The sequence below is a fragment of the Streptococcus sp. CF8_St5-17 genome, from assembly GCF_024295665.1.
GTDB lineage: Bacteria > Bacillota > Bacilli > Lactobacillales > Streptococcaceae > Streptococcus.
Map to the genome: position 1 here is coordinate 101,906 of NZ_JANCOU010000005.1, position 19,966 is coordinate 121,871.

At 38.0% G+C, this 19,966-nt stretch carries 18 protein-coding genes; 8 read left to right on the forward strand and 10 right to left on the reverse strand.

Annotated features, from left to right (window positions below; translation table 11 throughout):
* Positions 1-80 precede the first annotated feature (80 nt).
* The 4 genes from NMM19_RS05670 (at position 81) to NMM19_RS05685 (ending at position 3,880) form a co-directional block, all read left to right on the forward strand.
* Entirely contained in the window at positions 81-389 is a 309-nt protein-coding gene (locus NMM19_RS05670; protein ID WP_254730426.1) for a helix-turn-helix domain-containing protein, read from the forward strand.
* A gap of 407 nt (positions 390-796) precedes the next feature.
* On the forward strand, positions 797-2,188 hold the full coding sequence (locus NMM19_RS05675) for a hypothetical protein (RefSeq protein ID WP_254730429.1): 1,392 nt from the start codon (positions 797-799) through the stop codon (positions 2,186-2,188).
* Between the two features lie 259 nt (positions 2,189-2,447).
* Positions 2,448-2,642: a DUF3173 domain-containing protein gene (locus tag NMM19_RS05680; protein WP_254725260.1), complete on the forward strand. Its 195-nt coding sequence runs from the start codon at positions 2,448-2,450 to the stop codon at positions 2,640-2,642.
* Complete coding sequence (locus NMM19_RS05685; protein ID WP_254730432.1) at positions 2,642-3,880, forward strand: site-specific integrase; 1,239 nt, start codon at positions 2,642-2,644, stop codon at positions 3,878-3,880. The genes NMM19_RS05680 and NMM19_RS05685 overlap by 1 nt, the downstream gene beginning before the upstream one ends.
* 232 nt (positions 3,881-4,112) lie before the next feature.
* On the opposite strand, the gene NMM19_RS05690 is transcribed toward NMM19_RS05685, so the two are convergent.
* From NMM19_RS05690 to rpsO, 6 genes are all read right to left on the reverse strand, one after another.
* A complete protein-coding gene (locus NMM19_RS05690; RefSeq protein WP_254730435.1) occupies positions 4,113-5,456 on the reverse strand; it encodes a DEAD/DEAH box helicase in 1,344 nt (447 codons plus the stop codon).
* A 152-nt stretch (positions 5,457-5,608) separates the two neighbouring features.
* Positions 5,609-6,304, reverse strand: a complete 696-nt coding sequence (locus NMM19_RS05695) for an alpha/beta hydrolase-fold protein (protein ID WP_254730439.1) — start codon at positions 6,302-6,304, stop codon at positions 5,609-5,611.
* On the reverse strand, positions 6,285-7,295 hold the full coding sequence (locus tag NMM19_RS05700) for an ABC transporter substrate-binding protein (protein ID WP_254730447.1): 1,011 nt from the start codon (positions 7,293-7,295) through the stop codon (positions 6,285-6,287). Before NMM19_RS05700 ends, NMM19_RS05695 begins: the two co-directional genes overlap by 20 nt.
* Positions 7,296-7,313: 18 nt before the next feature.
* A complete protein-coding gene (locus NMM19_RS05705) occupies positions 7,314-8,069 on the reverse strand; it encodes an ABC transporter ATP-binding protein (RefSeq protein WP_254730450.1) in 756 nt (251 codons plus the stop codon).
* A 1-nt stretch (position 8,070) separates the two neighbouring features.
* On the reverse strand, positions 8,071-9,117 hold the full coding sequence (locus NMM19_RS05710; RefSeq protein ID WP_247922176.1) for an iron ABC transporter permease: 1,047 nt from the start codon (positions 9,115-9,117) through the stop codon (positions 8,071-8,073).
* A gap of 553 nt (positions 9,118-9,670) precedes the next feature.
* On the reverse strand, positions 9,671-9,940 hold the full coding sequence (rpsO, locus tag NMM19_RS05715; protein WP_001018251.1) for a 30S ribosomal protein S15: 270 nt from the start codon (positions 9,938-9,940) through the stop codon (positions 9,671-9,673).
* Between the two features lie 204 nt (positions 9,941-10,144).
* On the opposite strand from rpsO, the gene NMM19_RS05720 reads away from it, so the two are divergent.
* Entirely contained in the window at positions 10,145-10,516 is a 372-nt protein-coding gene (locus tag NMM19_RS05720; protein WP_178894735.1) for a hypothetical protein, read from the forward strand.
* Between the two features lie 316 nt (positions 10,517-10,832).
* A complete protein-coding gene (gene thrS, locus NMM19_RS05725) occupies positions 10,833-12,776 on the forward strand; it encodes a threonine--tRNA ligase (RefSeq protein WP_254730453.1) in 1,944 nt (647 codons plus the stop codon).
* Between the two features lie 200 nt (positions 12,777-12,976).
* Here thrS and NMM19_RS05730 read toward each other — a convergent pair whose 3' ends face one another.
* The 3 genes from NMM19_RS05730 to NMM19_RS05740 all read right to left on the reverse strand — a co-directional run bounded on the left by NMM19_RS05730 (position 12,977) and on the right by NMM19_RS05740 (position 15,980).
* A complete protein-coding gene (locus NMM19_RS05730) occupies positions 12,977-14,026 on the reverse strand; it encodes a DUF389 domain-containing protein (protein ID WP_254730456.1) in 1,050 nt (349 codons plus the stop codon).
* Between the two features lie 309 nt (positions 14,027-14,335).
* Positions 14,336-15,310: a sensor histidine kinase gene (locus NMM19_RS05735; protein ID WP_254730458.1), complete on the reverse strand. Its 975-nt coding sequence runs from the start codon at positions 15,308-15,310 to the stop codon at positions 14,336-14,338.
* On the reverse strand, positions 15,303-15,980 hold the full coding sequence (locus tag NMM19_RS05740) for a response regulator transcription factor (RefSeq protein WP_006153806.1): 678 nt from the start codon (positions 15,978-15,980) through the stop codon (positions 15,303-15,305). The genes NMM19_RS05735 and NMM19_RS05740 overlap by 8 nt, the downstream gene beginning before the upstream one ends.
* Before the next feature lie 94 nt (positions 15,981-16,074).
* On the opposite strand from NMM19_RS05740, the gene NMM19_RS05745 reads away from it, so the two are divergent.
* Together NMM19_RS05745 and NMM19_RS05750 are read left to right on the forward strand one after the other, a co-directional pair.
* Positions 16,075-17,151, forward strand: a complete 1,077-nt coding sequence (locus NMM19_RS05745) for a DUF2974 domain-containing protein (protein WP_254730460.1) — start codon at positions 16,075-16,077, stop codon at positions 17,149-17,151.
* Positions 17,152-17,260: 109 nt separating this feature from the next.
* A complete protein-coding gene (locus tag NMM19_RS05750; RefSeq protein ID WP_254730463.1) occupies positions 17,261-17,890 on the forward strand; it encodes an MBL fold metallo-hydrolase in 630 nt (209 codons plus the stop codon).
* A gap of 38 nt (positions 17,891-17,928) precedes the next feature.
* Here NMM19_RS05750 and NMM19_RS05755 read toward each other — a convergent pair whose 3' ends face one another.
* Entirely contained in the window at positions 17,929-19,821 is a 1,893-nt protein-coding gene (locus NMM19_RS05755) for a M13 family metallopeptidase (protein WP_254730466.1), read from the reverse strand.
* Between the last annotated feature and the right edge of the window lie 145 nt (positions 19,822-19,966).

A 19,966-nucleotide genomic window follows, 5' to 3' on the forward strand; every position in this document is an offset into this window, starting at 1 on the left:
AAAAACGTATATTTTGAATACTATTGTTTATATAAATATCAACAAAAAATATATACAATAATTAAAAGGAGAATTTGTAAATGAAGATTGGAGAATTGGTCAGGGAATATCGACTAAGTAAAGAGCTAACACAGCAAGAGCTTGCTGAAAAAAGTGATCTTAGCTTACCTTTTATTAATCTAATTGAAAACAATAGAAGAAACTTATCTGTCGATACTCTACTAAAAATTTTATCTGCCATGGATATAGATCCTTCTGATTTTTTTAGACCACTTTCCGAAACTTCAGATGATAATCTTCAACTTTTGATTGAAAAAATTCAACTCAATAACAATCGTACTGAAATTATTGAACTTTTTCTCAACATTCTAAAATTTAATGAAAAATAAAAAAATTTTTTTTAAAAATAAATAAAGTAGATAAAAACTTACTTTTTCCTTCAAAACCTTGTCACATCAATAAAATATCGTACTGAAAGTATTGATTTCTTTCTTAACATTCTTATTCAAAACTAAAAAAATTAAAGTAGGTAAGAGCCTACTTTTTTCTTCAAAACCTTGTTACGACGCGTTTTTTAAGCACTCTTAATTGAGTGTTTTTTTTGTTTAAAAAAAAAATTCAATTTTTTTTGTTTTTGGACGTTTTTTGCATGATTTATGGCATACTAACCAATATAAGAAAGAAGGAGGTAAATAAATGGAAACTTAAAAAAATTAACTAATCTTTAGAAAAAGATGTTGAACTTAGTTCAAATAACATACTTTATCAAAATACCATATGAAAGGAACTTAATAGAATGGCTGGAAGAAAATTAACACCGGAAGAAAAACAAAGGCGTTTAGAAGAAAAAATCAATAATGAAAATAGTATATTAGAGGTTTTCTCATCAAAGTCTTGTTTTGCTGGAATAGATAAATGTAAAGTATCCCTACAGGGTTTCTCTGTAAAGGGTATAGAAATGAAGAGTTTAATGAATTATAGTGCTTGTAATCTAAAAACCACTATAGATGGAAAGTTACTTAATTTAGAAATTAAATCAGAATTTTTCGGGAAAATCACTATTTCTTTTGATACATCAGATTATAAAACACCCTATTGTTACATTGAATTAATTCATGGAGGATTAAATTTCGAGACGGTTGGTATTAAGGAGATTAAAAATAGATTAGCATATGCAATCGATTTTATTAAAGAAATTTACGGTATTACCATTACATACTCGACTGCTCTTTTTCTCGAAATTGAGCTCGCTTATACTATTGCCTTTGATAAAACTCCAAACCTACAGCTCAGAAGTTTTCTACACAAATGTCTTTCATCAGGATACCCTCCAAATTTTGGAAATGAGAAAAGTAAAAAGAACAACTATGACTATCCAATTTTGAGTTCTAAGATTAGTAATGAAGAATTAACTGTTACTTACGATAAAATTGAAAAAGCAAAAAGAAAAAGACAAATCAGAAGAAAAGGTTCAAAACTAGATAATATTAATGTCCAAAGATTTGAACTAGTATTAAAGAAAAAAAAAATAGAAAAATTTTTGGGAACCAATTCCTTAGATTTACTGAATGATGCACAATTGATAGAATATCTGGAATCAAAACTTCATTCGACAATAAATGTGTATATAAAGTTAATTGAAGAATCAAGTACAAAAACTAAAAAAGTGATTAAAGATGTATATAACAAATACGGTTCTAAAAATTATATTAAAGAACTATTAAATCAAGTAAATAATCATTCTCTTAGATTTTTGTCTCCTTTGGTCTTAGACGAAGAAATTATAGCATTGACGAATATTTCTCCTTTCAAAAATAAAGGTAGAACCAAAAGAACAATAATAGACTCCTTCCAAAATAGTGAAAAAAAATATTCTGAAAAAAACGAGACTGGATTAATGATTACTTGGCACGTTCGAGATATATTTAAACTACTTTATGAATCACTAGAAGTTGCTAGAGAAAAAGGGTTAGGATGTCATAAAGATACTACATCAGCTCATACATATAAACACGTTTTAAAAGATTATTCATTAGATTATAGAAATAACATTTTCGATGAAATTATAAAAACTAATACTAGAAATCAAAAAAATAAAATTAGAAATCATGTTTTAAAAGAATTCCCTGATAAATATTTAGATATCAATAACAATAATAAAATGAATAAAAAGAATAAAAAAAAATAAAGTAAATTAAATAATAACTTTTTTATATTTATGGCTGTAAACCTTGATATAACAACGAACATATATTTATATGTAAACAGTTTGAGTTTAATATTTGAGAAAGGAAATAGATATGTGTAAATTTTTTAGAACAAAAAAAGAGCTTGTTTCCAAACTTTGGTCGGTGTCAGAAACAAACTCAAAATATACTAGTAATAATATCTATTACCTTCTTCTATTATCGCAATAAAATTTAGAAATTTCAAGAGGATTATTAATTATGAAACAAACAATGAACAAAGAAGATTTAATTAAAATGGGTTACAATCCCTATACTGCCGTTACAATTATTAGACAAGCTAAGCAAATTATGGTACAAAAGGGATATGCCTTTTATAATAATCGACGTTTAGGGCATGTCCCTATCGTTGCTGTTGAAGAAATTCTGGGTGTTTCACTTCACAAGGAGGAATAATGCCACAAAATCAACAGAAAACTAAATTTCCTGGAGTCTATACTGACAAAAACGGAAAATTTTTTATTCAAACCGAATTTGGTATAGATAGAGTAACCGGGAAACGTGTACGAAAGAAATCAAGGAAAGATCAACACGGAAATCCATTTAATTCAGCTTCAGAAGCATATAAGGAATTAACTCGACTGAAATATGAATATCATCAATCTCAAGGTTATTCTAACTACCAGATGAAATATCGGCAATTTATGGAGGAACATTACATTCCTTATTATAGAACAACAGTTGAGCACAGCACATTTTTAGTTCGAGAGAAAAACCTTTTACAGCTTTGTGATCGTTTTGGTGACATTACACTTCGTTCGATTACCCTCGAACAAGTCCAGAAGTTTCGAACATGGTTACTGACTAGTCAAGATGAGGATGGTGCCGGATATTCACAAGGATATGCTAGCCTCATCTTTGGCATGTTTAGGAAATCATTGGACTATGCTTTGCAAATGGGATATGTGGAAAAAAACATTTCTAAGCAATCTAATGCAATTCCTAAAGGGAAAAGTAATGTCCCATATTGGACTAAGAGCGAATTTGAAGCTGTTATTTCGCAAATTTACATTGAAGATGTATATGAACATTTAAACTTCGTGATGATTTGGGTATATTTCATGACTGGCGTACGTGTAAATGAAGGTTGTGCTCTTCAATGGAATGATGTTGACTTTGATAAGCAACGCTTACGAGTTCATCATATGCTTATTGTTAAAAACAAAAAAGAATGGACTCGTAATTTTTATACGAAAACGAAAGACGGAAGAAGGATGATTAGTTTAGATAAAGATACAATTGATGTGTTAAAAAAATGGCGTGAAGCTCAAAAAAAGATTGGACTAGGACACGAGAACGATCTTATCTTTTCATACGATGGCTTGCCTATGCTGAAATCTACAATTTCAAGGATTATTAAAAGATACGCCAAGATTGCTCACGTAAAACCTATCCAAGCGAAGGGTTTTAGGCATAGCCATGCATCACTGCTAATTAATGAATTAAATGCTTCTGTACTTATTCTATCAAAACGTTTAGGACACTCTTCTCCTGAAATCACCTTGAAACACTACTCGCATCTATGGGATGGCGCTGATGAAGTTATCACTAATGAAATGGTAGGAATTATTAATGTTTCTTTCCCATCTTCTAGCTTAGTAAATTTCAACGGGAACCAATCAATTTCAAAATAACATTCCCACCAAAAACCCCACCAAAGAATTACTAACTCCTTAAAAAGCCTATTATATAGCAATTCTCAAGGAGTCTGCAACCGTTGAGTGGGAATAGAGTTAATGAGCTAAAAAAGCCTAGAAATCAATATTTCTAAGGCTTTTTATTTTACTTTAACAACAATTTAACAACAAAAGTCTTAATTCCTGTATCAAAAAAACAGTAAAACCACTTGGTTCTACTGTCTCAATTCTAAAATGTTTGACGTTTAGCTTTACGTTCTGCACGTCCACGGGCACGACTTTCTGCGCGTTTGGTTTTACGGCGTTTTTCATCGACAGCCCATTGAATTTTCTTCTTATAGCCTGGTTTGACTTTTTTCTTTTTCTTTTTAACCAGCCCAATCATTTCAATGTCCAGTTTTTCTTGTTTCTTCTCACGAATGGCACGACGATCGCGGTCATAGGTATCTTGGAATTCTCCGTCTTTAACCACCTTAGGTACAAACTTAATTCCTAATTTCTCTAACTCACGAATATCAGAGTCATCACTAGGCTGGTAAAGGGTAATAGCTGTACCTGGCAGACCATTACGTCCAGTACGTCCGACACGGTGAACAAAGAAGGACAAGTCCTGTGGGATAGCATCATTGATAACATGGCTGACTCCTTCAATATCAATCCCACGCGCAGCCAAGTCAGTCGCAACGATGTACTCAAAATCAAGATTCTTCACCTGATTCATGATCCGTTTGCGTTCACGAGGCGCAATATCTCCATGAATCTTAGCCACTTTTAAGCCTTGTGCAGTCAGGTAAGCATGCAATTCATCTGCACGCGTTTTTGTATTGACAAAAATCATTGCTAAGTATGGCTGCATGATTTGAGTCAACTCATAAATCTGAGCATTCTTGTCACGACCTTTAGTCGAAATCAACCAGTTATCAATAGTATCAGAGATGACTGTTTTGGTCTTGATTTTCTCCATGACAGGATTTGACAAGTATTTTTTCAAGAATGGTTGCAATTTTTGCGGAATTGTCGCTGAAAAGACCATAAACTGCAAGTCTTTTGGAAGGCTTCCTGCAATCTTATCAACTGTCTCCAAGAATCCCATATCCAAGGTCATGTCAGCTTCATCGACAACAAAAATCTTAGCCTTGTGAATAGCTAGATCACCAGATTTTACCAAATCATAGATACGACCTGGAGTTCCGATAACGATATGGGGCTGATTGCAGGCAAGTTTTTCAATCTGACGCGCCTTGTCTGTTCCACCAACATAGTTGGCAACACGAATTTCTACTTCAGAATGTTCCGCAATCTGGCGAGCTGCCTGGTAAATCTGAGTCGCCAACTCACGACTAGGAGCTGTGATAACTGCTTGCACACTATCGCTCTCTTCATCCAGTTGTTGGAAAATCGGTAACAAGAAAGTATGAGTCTTCCCTGAACCTGTTTTTGATTCACCAACCAAGTCACGACCTGCTAGGACAATAGGAATCAACTTTTCCTGCACCTCGGTAGGAGTCGTAAACTTCAACTCCTCCAAAGCTTTTTCTATATATTTCTTAAATTTAAATTGTGTAAATGACATAATTTCCTCGATTCTATCTATCTATTCATTATACCATAATTTAGTCTATTACAGGGGATGGCTTTCCGTCAAGGACGAGAACTTGAAAATTCTAGTGACTCAGCATATAAGAGAAACACTCCTAGTTACCATGAACAAGGAGTGTTATAAGATTACTCGAGTTCCCACTGTTCTCTTAGCCAATCACTAAAATGATGATAACGTTCCTTAAGAGCATCATGATGTCCATAAGCATCAAAAGTGGAATAAGTTGAGGGAACTGCTTCTGAAATCAGGTTATGTAGTTCCCTTGCAAACATCGGAGCCTTAGACAGACGATTAGAATGATTGGCACCTTCTATCTGACCATTTTGCAGATAAATCAGACTTTGACTCTGTATCAGCTCATGTTCCCTACAAAATTCTGTAAAGTCTGGATACCAGAATGAACCACAGATAGAGAAGATACAGGCCAAGGGGAGATGATTGCTATAGAGACTATAGACAGCTGCAAGACCACCCAGTGAATAACCACCATAAGCAATCTTGTTTTCATCTATCAAGTAGTCTTTTTTTAGACTTGTTAGAATTCCTTGAAAGAGCTTCTCATGATAGGCTTCTACCTTCCCACCAAAATCCGGAGCCCTTTCTTTTAAAGCTCTAGCCTGCCAGGGTGTGAAGTCGTTCAGACGGCTTTCTGGGATCAAACCCACTAAAATCACGGATTGAGATAGGTCTGACAAATAGTCCAGTTCCCCATCGTTTAGAAGTACAATTGGGTAGGCTTGTTTAGAGTCATAGTTTGAAGGAAGGCTGACCCTAACCTGAATTCCTTCCCAGTTAAACTCCTTATTTCTTGATAAAGTCATTAATTTTTTCAAGTGAATCAATCACTGCAGGACCGTAGTCCATCAACTCATCGTAAGAGATGGTCATGATTTTTTGATTCTTGATTGCTGGGACATTTTCCAAAACAGTGTTTGCCTTCATCAAATCCACTGCTTTTTCATCCAATTTTTTGTTGCGATCGCTAGTTACATAGATAATCAACTCTGGATCCATTGATACTAGATTTTCCAAGGTCAAGCCAGATGTTCCTGTTGCAACATTAGTATAACCAAGTTGGTTAAGCAAGCTTTCTTGAAGGGCTGACTTGTAGGCACCAAAGGTTTCGTCATTGTAGGCAACCATAATTAAAGCTTTTTTCTTTTCACCCTGTGTTTCTGGGTTGGCTTTTTTAACCGCATCGATTTTAGCTTGCAATTGCTCTGCGTATTGGTTGGCCTTGTCTTGAACATTGAAAATTGTTCCTAGATTCTTCACATCTTCTACGATATTTCCCAAATCCTGTTGAATATTTGATAGTGAGGCTTTTTGCGTATAAACAGGGATTTTATTTTCATTCCAAGCACTAATCGTTCCCATTGACTTTTCAGAGAACATCATGTTACGTCCCATCAAAGCGTCTGGTTCATAAGAAAGAACTGTTTCTTGTGAGACTGATTTCTTATCCCCAATATGAGGGATAGCTTCAATGGCATCCTTGTATTTACCAGTTACGGCATTATCAGGATTGAGCATACCAGCAATTTTATCCTTCAAACCGAGTTCAAGTAGGATTTCAGTTGTTGAAAGGTTGTTGGTAATAACTTTTTCAGGTGCCTTTTCAAAGACTTGTTCGACTTCATTTCCTTTAGCATCATAAGTTTTGATGGTTACAGGATAGCTGGTTTCTGTAGTAGCTTTTTGACTAGCTTCTGTTGTAGCTGGTGCCGTTGCTGTTTCTTTAGATGCGTTACCACAAGCTGCCAAAGATAAGGTTGCTACTGTTAGGAGCAAAATACTGAGTGATTTTTTCATGTTAATTTCCTTTAAATTTTATAAATAGTGAATCATGGCTTGCTGATCTTCTGTCCAAGTAATCTTACTTTGAACGCCATAGACAGCCTGCAATGACTCGGGTGTGATGGTCTCTTTTGGAGTACCTTGGTAAACAATCTCCCCTTCTTTCATTAGATAGAGATAGTCTGAATAGCGACAAGCTAGCTGAATATCATGCAAGACGGCTAACACATTGATATGGAGGTGTTTGACAATGGTTAACAAGTCTAGCTGGTACTTGATATCCAAATGATTGGTCGGTTCATCTAAGAGCAAGAGGGTCGGCTCTTGGGCCAAGGTGCGTGCCAATAAAACCCGTTGTTTCTCTCCTCCTGATAGAGAAGAGTAGAGACGACTTCTCTTTTCGAGCAGATCTACCTTGACCAAAGCATCCTCAACCAAGGCAAAGTCTTTTTCTTTTTCCTTTTGTAAGAAAGAGAGATGGGGCGTTCTACCCAGCATAACAATTTCTTCAACCGTACAATCAAACTGGAGTTGATTAAACTGCGTGATGACGGCCATCTGTTTTGCCGTTTCCTTAACGCTCATTTGTTCCAAGGGTTTCCCATCAAGGGAAATCAGGCCCTGATCAGGCTTTTCCTGTCGATAGAGGAGTTTCAACAAACTAGTCTTCCCACTTCCATTGGGTCCCAAAATCGTATGAAATTGGTTGCCCTCCAGTTTGAGTGAGACTCCTTTGAGAATCTTTTTTTCTCCGATTCCAAAGTGAATATCCTGACACATTAAGTCCATATCAGACCTTCACCTCCCTTCGTCTACTTGCAACCATGTAGATAAAGAAAGGTGCACCTACTAGGGCCGTGAAAATACCAATCGGCAGCTCAGCATTTTGGATTAAAACACGAGCAAGAACATCTGCCCAGATAACAAAGAGGGCGCCGAGCAAGGTTGCTATCGGAAAAAGCCTTCTGTAGTTTGTACCCACCAAACTTCTCGCCAAATGTGGGGTAATAAGACCAACGAAGCCGATAATTCCACAGGTTGATACCAAGATAGCTGTCAGCACAGCCACAATAGCCACATAGAGATACCAATAAAAACGTAGGGGAATCCCCAAGGTCAAGGCTGCCTCATCTCCCATCATCATGGCATTAAAAACACGGTATTGGGTAGAGAAAAATAAAAAGGCTATTCCCACGACTACTGCTGGCAGGGTTAAGTGAGCCCATGAGATCCCTGCTAGAGAACCCATGGTCCAAAACTTGATGGTCATGACACTGTCAGCATTAGCGCCAATTGAGATAATAAAATTTGAAAAAGCCAAAAAGAGTGCATTGACTACCGTCCCTGATAAAATGAGGCTAGAAGTTGTCATCCTGCCTTGCATGGAAGCAATGAGTAAGACTGCAACTGTTGCCAAAAGCGCTCCAAGGAAAGAACCAACACCAATCATGACCTTAAAACCGAGAATAATGCTCAGCGTTGCTCCAAAGGTTGCCCCAGCAGAAATTCCTAACACATAGGGCTCTGCGATTGGATTATTGACCGTTGACTGCATGACACTACCACACATGGAAAGGCCAGCACCAACTATCAAACCTAGAAAGACCCGTGGCAATCTCATATTCCAAACAATAGCAAGTGTCGACTTCGAAATGTCTCCTATATCCAACGGAGCTCCCATCTTACTCAAAATTATCCGATAGGTATCACTCAAACTAATTTGAACTGACCCCATCGAAACAGCTAAAAACAGAGAGACTCCCAGTGCTCCGAGCAAAATAGCAAGGAGAAAAAAATATCGCAGGTTTTGATGGCTTCCAGAAAATTTGGAAAGCATGAAACCCTCCCTTAATCAAATATTAAAAATTTAGACAATTTTCATAATTAGTATACCACATTTCCAAATAAGGAACAAGACTAGAAAAATATAGAAAAAAGCACTCTGAAATCAGAGAGCTTGGGCTAAAATCCATAAAAAACAAAAAGACTACCCAATCGAGTAGCCTTATTTCAAGATATGCTCGATTGAACACGGCCTAAGCACTTGGCAAAAAATAAAAAGCCCCCGAATTCAGAGGGCCGATTTGAGCTTGGGCTAAAATCCTAGTGAAAAAGATGAAACTCCTTGTGTTCATCGAACACTGTGTCCTTTCCCTATTTTCATACTAATTTTTATCGCCCTTAGCATCATGATTCTTACTGGATAAAACGTTTATAGACTAGGCGGCAAGTCGAAGATTGTACAAAATTTTTAATGAAACAAAAAAATCTCCCCGAAGGGAGATGATCTGGTTTATTTTACCTTACAGTGCTAGGAACCGTAACCGAAGATTATACTTGAGTATATAGAGGTAAGGTGACAACGCAATATAAGTGGAAAATAAAGCAGATTAGCGACGAAGTCCTAGAGAGTTGATTAACTCACGGTAACGGTTAACGTCGTTTTTACGCAAGTATGCAAGCAAGTTACGACGGCGACCGATTTTTTTCATCAATCCACGGTATGTAGCGTGGTCTTTTTTGTGTTGTTTGATGTGTTCGTTAAGGTGGTTGATTTCCCAAGTAAGAACAGCAACTTGAACCTCTACTGAACCTGTATCACCTTCGTGACGTGCATATTGTGCAATAATTTCATTTTTTTTCTCTTTTGAGATTGCCATGATGTTTCTCCTTTTTATTTGGCTTCATCCGAGTGACAGGTTGGCATGCCTGTAACCAAGAAGAAGTTATTTGTCTTTACGACAGTTCTTATTCTACCAATAACTAACTTCTTTGTCAACTGATTTACTATTCTTACCGCAAAAGTGCTATAATAGTTATAGGAAGGATATCTAAGCTGATAGTTTTAAAACGAGGTGATTACCATGCGTAAATTCTTTAAATATCTTCCCTACTATCTGGTCGTATTTTTCTTTTATTGTCCACTTTATGGATTATTTATACTACTATTATCAAATCCTGATTTAACAGGTCTCTATCTTCTCAATATATTCATCCTTTCACCCATTGTAATTTTTATAGTTTCACTTCTTTATAGCTACCGTTTTGGTTTTTCACTCTATTGGCTTCTAGGTAGTTGCTTGCTCTATGGCTTTACTATTATTCCATTCAGAGAATTTATCATTGTTTATTTCCTAGCCTATGAAATTCTTATTCTACTAGGTACAGTTATTGGTGCCACTATCAAGTATCTGGTTCAAAAACTGAAAAACAAAAAACTTTCACAAAATCCTTGAAAAATCTCGCAATCATGCTATAATAATGCATAGAGACAAGTCACTTAGAATCTTTCTTTTAGAGAGTGCGTGGTTGCTGAGAACGCATAGGAAGTCTAAACTGATACTACTCTACTGACTTTTATGCAAACATAAAACGGTGGCCACGTTAAAGCCAATCAGAGGTGTCCCTCTTTTTTGAGGAACATAAATGAAGGTGGAACCACGTTGCGACGTCCTTTTGAGGAGGTCGCTTTTTGTTTTTCTTGATTTAAGACTGCAAAATAGAAACACTTCTGCTTTAGAAATAATGGATAACTAATATAAGGAGAAAACCATGATCAAAATTACATTCCCAGATGGCGCTGTTCGTGAATTCGAATCTGGCGTTACAACTTTTGAAATTGCCCAATCTATCAGCAATTCCCTAGCTAAAAAAGCTCTTGCTGGTAAATTCAACGGCAAATTGATTGACACTACTCGTGCTATCACTGAAGATGGAAGCATAGAAATTGTGACACCTGATCACGAAGATGCCCTTCCAATCTTGCGTCACTCAGCTGCACACTTATTTGCCCAAGCCGCTCGTCGCCTTTTCCCAGACATTCACTTGGGTGTCGGCCCAGCTATCGAAGATGGTTTCTACTACGATACTGACAATGAAGCGGGTCAAATCTCTAACGAAGATCTTCCTCGTATCGAAGAAGAAATGAAGAAAATCGTGAAAGAAAACTTCCCATCTATTCGTGAAGAAGTGACCAAAGATGAAGCGCGTGAAATCTTCAAAAACGATCCATACAAATTGGAATTGATTGAAGAACACTCAGAAGACGAAGGTGGCTTGACCATCTACCGTCAAGGTGAGTACGTAGACCTTTGCCGTGGCCCACACGTCCCATCAACTGGTCATATCCAAATCTTCCACCTTCTCAATGTAGCAGGTGCTTACTGGCGTGGAAATAGCGACAACGCTATGATGCAACGGATCTACGGTACAGCTTGGTTTGACAAGAAAGACTTGAAGAACTACCTTCAAATGCGTGAAGAAGCTAAGGAACGTGACCACCGTAAACTTGGTAAAGAGCTTGACCTCTTTATGATTTCTCAAGAAGTTGGTCAAGGTCTTCCATTCTGGTTGCCAAATGGTGCGACTATCCGTCGTGAATTGGAACGCTACATCGTCGACAAGGAAATCGCTGCTGGCTACCAACACGTCTACACTCCACCAATTGCCTCAGTTGAACTTTACAAGACTTCTGGTCACTGGGATCACTACCGTGAAGATATGTTCCCAACTATGGATATGGGGGATGGTGAAGAATTCGTCCTTCGTCCAATGAACTGTCCTCACCATATCGAGGTCTTTAAACACCATGTACACTCATACCGTGAATTGCCAATCCGTATCGCTGAAATTGGGATGATGCACCGTTATGAAAAATCTGGTGCTCTCACAGGGCTTCAACGTGTACGTGAAATGTCACTTAATGATGGTCACACTTTCGTAACACCTGAACAAATCAAAGATGAGTTCCAACGTACGCTTCAATTGATTATCGATGTTTACGAAGATTTCAACTTGACGGATTACCGTTTCCGTTTATCATATCGTGACCCTCAAGATACTCACAAATATTTTGATAATGATGAAATGTGGGAAAACGCTCAACGTATGTTGAAATCAGCCATGGATGACATGGGACTTGACTACTTTGAAGCTGAAGGTGAAGCTGCCTTCTACGGACCAAAATTGGATATCCAAGTCAAGACAGCTCTTGGTAAAGAAGAAACTCTTTCTACTATCCAGCTTGACTTCTTGCTTCCAGAACGCTTCGACCTTAAATACATCGGAGCTGATGGTGAAGAACATCGCCCAGTTATGATTCACCGTGGTGTTATCTCAACTATGGAACGCTTCACAGCTATCTTGATTGAAAACTACAAGGGTGCCTTCCCAACATGGCTTGCACCACACCAAGTAACTCTTATCCCAGTTTCTAACGAAAAACACGTAGATTACGCCTGGGAAGTAGCTAAGAAACTTCGTGACCGTGGAGTCCGTGCAGATGTGGATGAGCGCAATGAAAAAATGCAGTTCAAGATCCGTGCTTCACAAACTCAAAAAATTCCTTACCAATTGATCGTTGGTGACAAGGAAATGGAAGAGCAAGCCGTAAACGTTCGCCGTTATGGTCAAAAAGAAACTGAAACTATGTCGGTAGATGCATTTGTAGAATTGATTCTTGCAGACATCGCAAATAAATCTCGTGTTGAGAAATAAACGATAAAACCTGGGATAAAAATTCCAGCTACCTAAAAAAGCAACAACTATTTCAGTTGTTGCTTTTTTATATTTTGATTAAGCTGAGCTAGTAGTGATTGGTAAAACTACCACAAATAGTATCCTCGTCAACGATCCTTTCTATCCACTAACTTTTAGTTATAAGATTTACTTCCATGAGTTAGATAAGTTCAATATCCTCAATCCTTGTCTGCTTCATTCTCTTTTACGAGTTCTTTTTGTGAATCTTTTTCAGAGAGTTTTTGATCGATATACTTGTTAATGGTTTCATAAAATTCCTTGGTCATCTCACTATCTAATTTTGTCGAATTATGGACTTGATTGACTTTCAATTGAACAGATTGAATACCGTAAGAGGCTTGTTTTTGGCGGATTGTTTCTAATTCTTCTTCTGAAATCGGATCTCCAACAACTGTCAGGACTAATTCATTGCTACTTGACTTGTAGACTTGATTAATGACCGTATGATTAGAGAACTCTTTTCCTACAAACTGTTTGATCCCTTCTTTTCGAGCTTGATCCATCGTCAGAGTGACTGCTGAATAGCTTGCTGGAAGAACCAATAATACAATCAAGGATATCAAGCCAATTTTCATTTTAATGTTTAGCTCTTTAAATGAACTTAAGGGAGATTTTCTCATTAAAATTCTAGTTCCAACAATATTGGTTAGCATGATAAAGACACAGTTAATCAAGAAAAGATAAAGAGCCCCAAATAAAAATCTCACATTTCCATTAGCTAAACCATAGCCTGCAGTACAGATAGGTGGCATCAGAGCTGTTGCAATGGCTACGCCAGGCACGATATTGTTTGCTTCTTTTTTCCTTGAACCAATTACACCTGCTATCCCACCAGCAATAGCAATGAGAACATCCCAAATGGTTGGAGAGGTTCGTGCAATCAACTCGCTACTTGCATAAGATAAGGGAGAAATCCAGAAATACAGAGTCGATACAAGCAAACTGACCAATACTTGAGTAAATAAAACCTCTAGAGATTGCTTGATTAAACGCGTATCAAAAATAGCTAAACCGAATCCCAGTCCAACAATCGGTGTCATAAGAGGGGAAATCAGCATGGCTCCAATAATGACGGCTGTTGAATTCATATTTAGACCTATAGAGGCAATAAAAATCGCACACATTAAAATTGCAGTATCTCTTAATCGAACATGAAGATCATCATATAATTTTTCACGGTATTCACGTGTTGAATAGTTTCCGGTCATTGGTTACTCCTTTTATTTCATATAATCTTGTTTCTGCATGGATGATGGTAGAGAGACCTCTGTCTAAACTGACATATTTTTAATTCTCACCTGTCATTCTTTTGAAAATAATCCTTTAAATATCCATCAGTCCATCCTTGACATTATATCAAAAATTTTACAGTCTTTCTCTGAAGAACTCAATCAATTTAAAAGATAGAGAACGGAAAAATTTCCAGTTACCTTTTCTTTGTTCTATCCTATTTTCTCACTACATAGAAATCTAAAGAAGAGCTTGAAAGATTTCTTCCAAGCTCTTAGCATTTCTTTTTACTCAATAAGTAGGTTCACTTCCGCAAACTTAATTCGCACGGTTGTTCCTTGACCAAGTTCAGATTCGATACGGATTTGATGACCTAATTCTTGGCTGATTTTCTGGGTTAGATAGAGCCCAAGTCCAGATGACTGCTGGGTCATTCGACCATTATATCCTGAAAATCCACGTTCAAAGACTCGCAACCGATCACTGTTTTTGATACCAATCCCAGTATCTTTGATGCAAAGGTCTGAACCTTCCATGTAGACTTCAACCCCACCTTCATTTGTGTACTTAAGGCTATTTGACAGGATTTGTTCAATGACTACCAACAGCCATTTTTTATCCGTCACAATCCTTCTATCCAAGTCATGCAGATCGACACTTAGACCTTTCTGGATAAAGAAAATGGCATATTTGCGAATGACTTCCTTGACCAGATCTTCTATATTTTCTTTTTTCAACACCAAATCATCATGGAAGCTTTCTAAGCGTAGATATTGGAGTACGAGGTTGGTATAGGAATCAATCTTAAAAATTTCCTGTTCCAACTGTTGCTTCAGTTGGCGATCTGCTACCTCACTCACTAGGAGTTTACTGGCTGCAATTGGTGTTTTTATCTGATGAACCCAGAGTGTATAGTAGTCCACCAAATCATTATAGCGGTTTTCAGCTTCTGATTTCTTTTGATAAAGCTCAGCTTCGCGTTCGTCCAATTTTTCTGCTAGAGCACATTCCAAAGGAGATGTTGGTTCTCTTTCAGAATAAAGCATTTCCTTACGATAAACTTCTGCTTCTACTAGGATATCCCAGATGAAAAATAAAAGGGTTAGAAAACTACAAAGCAGAAAGAAGTAAAGAAAGTAAGAACCTAGATTTGTAAATAAAATGTGAAAGGCGAGGGCAAGGCAGCTAATCAAAAAAATGAAGACTAGAAGGCGAATCCGTGAGCGAAGATAGGCTAGAAAAAATTGTCTCCAATTAAGCATGTTTTAACCCGTATCCTATCCCTTTCTTAGTTTCAATAAATCCTACCAAACCTTGCTCTTCCAACTTTTTACGCAAGCGAGCAACATTGACAGAAAGAGTATTATCGTCGATGAAAAAGTCACTATTCCAGAGTTCTCGCATCAGATCATCACGCGCCACGATACTACCTGCATGTTCAAATAAGACACGCAGAATTTGAAATTCATTCTTTGTCAGCGTGATTGCTTGTCCCTCAACATGCAGATCCATAGACTTGGTATTGAGAATAACTCCAGCATACTCTAGGAGACTTTCATCCCTTCCAAATTCATAAGAGCGGCGCAATAATCCTTGTACCTTAGCTAAAAGGACCTGCTGGTCAAAAGGCTTGGTCACAAAATCGTCTGCTCCCATATTAATAGCCATCACGATATCCATAGCCTGGTCTCTTGAAGACAGAAACATAATAGGAACTTTGGAAATCTTGCGAATTTCCTGACACCAATGATAACCATTAAAGAGAGGCAATCCAATATCCATCAGGACCAGATGAGGCTCAGACTGAACAAATAGCGTCAGAACTTCCATAAAGTCTTCTACCATGACTACTTCAAACCCCCATTCGGAGAGCATTTTCCCAACTTGCTGACGGATTACTGGATCATCTTCTACTAGTAAAATCTTATGCATCTGCTCCTCCTTTTTTATATTATAGCAAAATTCTTCTGACTACTAGCGAAATTGATGCAAATCTGATATTATAAAAGTTAAGAAAGGAATTCCCATGGCCAATATTTTTGACTATCTAACTGACGTTCAATACAATTCTTTTTATGATCTTCCCTTAAATGAACTGGATGTACTTGCTTTGACAGAGCTGACTTATCTTCCTTTTGATAATCTATTGGACCAGCCAGTCAATCGTTTAAGCGATGTCGCAACACGTGTCCCTCGAGAAAGCACCATGTTGACCAATAAAGAACGTCTGCAACTTTTAGACCAGCTTGCCCAACACAAACGTTTTAGAAATAGCAAACTCTCTAACTTTGTTAACGAGATTGACACTGAGCAACAGAAACAGTTCGCTGCTATGACCTATCGTCTGAACCTAGATACTTATCTCATTGTCTTTCGTGGCACAGACGACAGTATTATTGGCTGGAAGGAAGATTTCCATATGACCTATATGAAGGAAATCCCTGCCCAAAAGCATGCTCTTGAATACTTGGAAGATTTCTTTAAACAACATCCAAAACAAAAAGTACTTCTTGCTGGACATTCTAAGGGTGGGAATCTAGCCGTCTTTGCTGCTAGTCAAATCCAGCCTGAATTGCAGGAAAAGATATCAGCAGTTTATACCTATGATGCCCCTGGCCTCCAAGCTGAACTGACTGAAACCACAGGCTATCAGGAAGTGATTCCAAAAATTCATCGTTTCGTCCCACAAGGTTCTGTCATCGGCATGATGCTAGAAGTTCCTGATACTCCTACCGTCGTCAAATCTACGGCTCTCGGTGGAATCGCTCAACACAATACTTTCAGCTGGCTAACTGAGGGACAGCACTTTGTCCAACTAGAGGAAATTAGTAGCGAAAGTCTGCAAATCAAAGACGCTCTTAAAGAATGGGTGGACAGTGTGCCCGATGAAGAACTAGAGCTCTATTTTGATCTCTTTTTCGGAACCATCCTAGAATCTGGAATCACTTCCATCAATGATTTATCTTCTAGAAATGCTATTGACCATGTTCGACAACTTGTTTCTCAAGCCCAGACACTAGAGCCCGAGCAAGTTGAAATCTTAAAAAACCTGACACAACTCCTACTGGATGCACGCTTCCAAGCCTGGAAAAATCATTTTTAAAAAGTTAAAAGTCCCTTCTTTTATGGAGGGACTTTCTTGTTGATTGATTTCTTATTTTGTCCTTCTGTGTTATACTAGAAACTGTAAATTCTTTGAAAGAGGAAATCCTATGAAAATCCATAAAACCGTAAATCCTGTTGCCTATGAAAATACTTATTATCTCGAAGGAGACCAACACCTGATTGTAGTCGATCCAGGTAGCCATTGGGAGGCCATTCGAAAGACTATCGAGAACATCAATAAACCAGTTTGTGCGATTCTATTGACCCATACTCACTACGATCATATCTTGAGTCTGGACTTGGTCAGAGATACTTTTGGAAATCCTCCAGTATATGTGGCAGAAAGCGAAGAAGCTTGGCTCTATACTCCTGTTGACAATCTCTCAGGTCTTCCTCGTCATGATGATATGGCAGACGTCGTATGTAGACCAGCTGAACAGACCTTTGTTTTTCATAAAGAATACCAAATCGAGGAGTTTCGTTTTACAGTACTACCAACTCCAGGTCACTCTATCGGTGGAGTATCCTTTGTCTTTCCGGAAGCCCAACTAGTCATAACAGGTGACGCCCTTTTCCGTGAAACTATTGGCCGAACAGACTTACCTACTGGTAGTATGGAACAACTCCTTCATAGTATCCAGACCCAGCTCTTCACCCTTCCTAACTACGATGTCTATCCAGGTCACGGACCTGCTACGACCATCGCCCACGAAAAAACTTTTAATCCATTTTTCTAAAACGTAAAAACCAAGGACAATCATCCTTGGTTTTTTGATTACCAAATAATCACACGGTCTTCTGGTGAACGCCACATACCATCACCTTCTTTGACATCATAGGTTGTAAAGAAGTCATCAAAGTTTGGCACTTGGACGTTAACACGAAGTTTAGCTGGCGCGTGTACGTCGACGCTAGCCATAAGTTTCATTAACTCTGGGCGACCTTTCATACGCCAGATACGCGCAAAGTTGTTGAAGAATTCTTCAGCTGAAAAGTCTGGTTCTCTCTTAGCAGCTTCTAGAGCTGCAGCAATTCCACCTAAGTCCGCAACGTTTTCGGATACGGTTAATTTACCGTTAATGGTTGCGCCGTAAGATTCTTGACCGTCAAACTGGTCGATAACTTTCTGCGTTTTCTCTTTAAAGGCAGCATAATCGCTCTCTGTCCACCAATCCTTGAGACTACCATTTTCATCAAAGGACGCACCATTTGTATCAAAGGCATGAGATATTTCATGGGCGATAACTGCTCCGATACCACCATAGTTGGCAGAAGATGACTGATGCAAGTCATAGAATGGAGCCTGTAAGATAGCCGCTGGGAAGACAATCAAGTTCTTTTGTGGATTGTAGTAGGCATTAACCATATGAGCAGGCATGCCCCACTCTTTGTAGTCAACTGGCTGGTTCCACTTGCTCCAACTGTGTTTGATTTCCACACGCGCAAAGGCTAGGGCATTCTCAAAGAGACTAGCGTTTTCGTCTACTACTTTATCCTTGTAGCGAGCTGGTAATTCTTCTGGATAACCGATATAAGGCTTGATGACATTGAGTTTGACGATGGCTTTTTCTCGCGTTTCAGGAGTCAACCAGTCATTCTTAGCCAAGCGTTCCTTATAAACATCAATCATAGTTGCCACTTTTTTCTCTACATCCGCCTTGGCTTCTGGAGAGAATTTTTCATGTGCATACCAAAGACCGAGCGCTTGTTTGAATGGTCCTTGGGCTAAGTGGTAAGCAGCCTTGCGCTTGTCTTGGGCTTCTGGAACTCCTGAAAGGGCACGGCCATAAGCACCTGACAAAATGCGAATCTCATCTGTCAAATAGCTTGTTGAAAGATTGACCACACTCAAGATCAAGCTTGCCTTGAGTAAAGGCCAAGCTTCTTCACTATAGAATTGCTCTGCTGCTTGCCAGAAACGTTCTTCATCTACGATAATCTTGTCTGGTGTTTGTCCAATCACCGCTTGGAAAAAATCATCTAAAGGAAGTGCAGGAGCAAACTTTTTGAAATCTTCATAAGAATATGGATGGTAGAGTTTAGCATATTCTGAACTTTCTTCATTAGAGAGGACTACTGCTGCGATACGGCGGTCCAATTCCAATCGTTTCTCTAGCAAGTCTTCGATTTCTTCATCTGAGAAGTTATAGGCTTTGAGGAGATTAGAAGTACTTTCTTTCCAAAGATTCAATAATTCCTCACGCTGAGGATGGTCTTCCGCATAGTAGGTTGTGTCAGGCAAGATAGTTCCTGGAGCACTAGCCCAGAGAACATTGGTTCTAGCATCCATAAAGTCTGGTGATACTCCAAATGGAAGGAAGTTTGGTTTACCAGCTAATTCAAATGCTGCTAGTTTACTTGCGAAATCCGCAAAACTTTCTAAATTCTGGTATTCCTTCAATAAAGGAAGGACTGGTTCAATTCCATCTGCTTCTCGCTTATCGAAATCTCTGACCATACTATGGTACTTGACAAAATTTGCCAAGATAGCATCTTCTGGCACATCTTCTCCTGCCAACCACTTGTCTGTCGTCGTTAGCATCAACTCTTCAATTTCTTCGTCAAGGTCGATAAAACCACCTGTTCTCGATTTATCTGCTGGAATAACAGCAGTCTTTTCCCACTCACCATTTATGGCATCATAAAAATCATCTTGATAACGTGTCATCTTGTTCTCGCTTTCCTAATTTCACTTATTCTTAGCTTAGCAAAAATCCCTGGGGAATGCAATTAAAAATGCCGCCTCCTCCTATTTGATTTCATCATTAATATTTTAAATTTTTACCAAAATTAACTTGACTTAAAAATAAAAT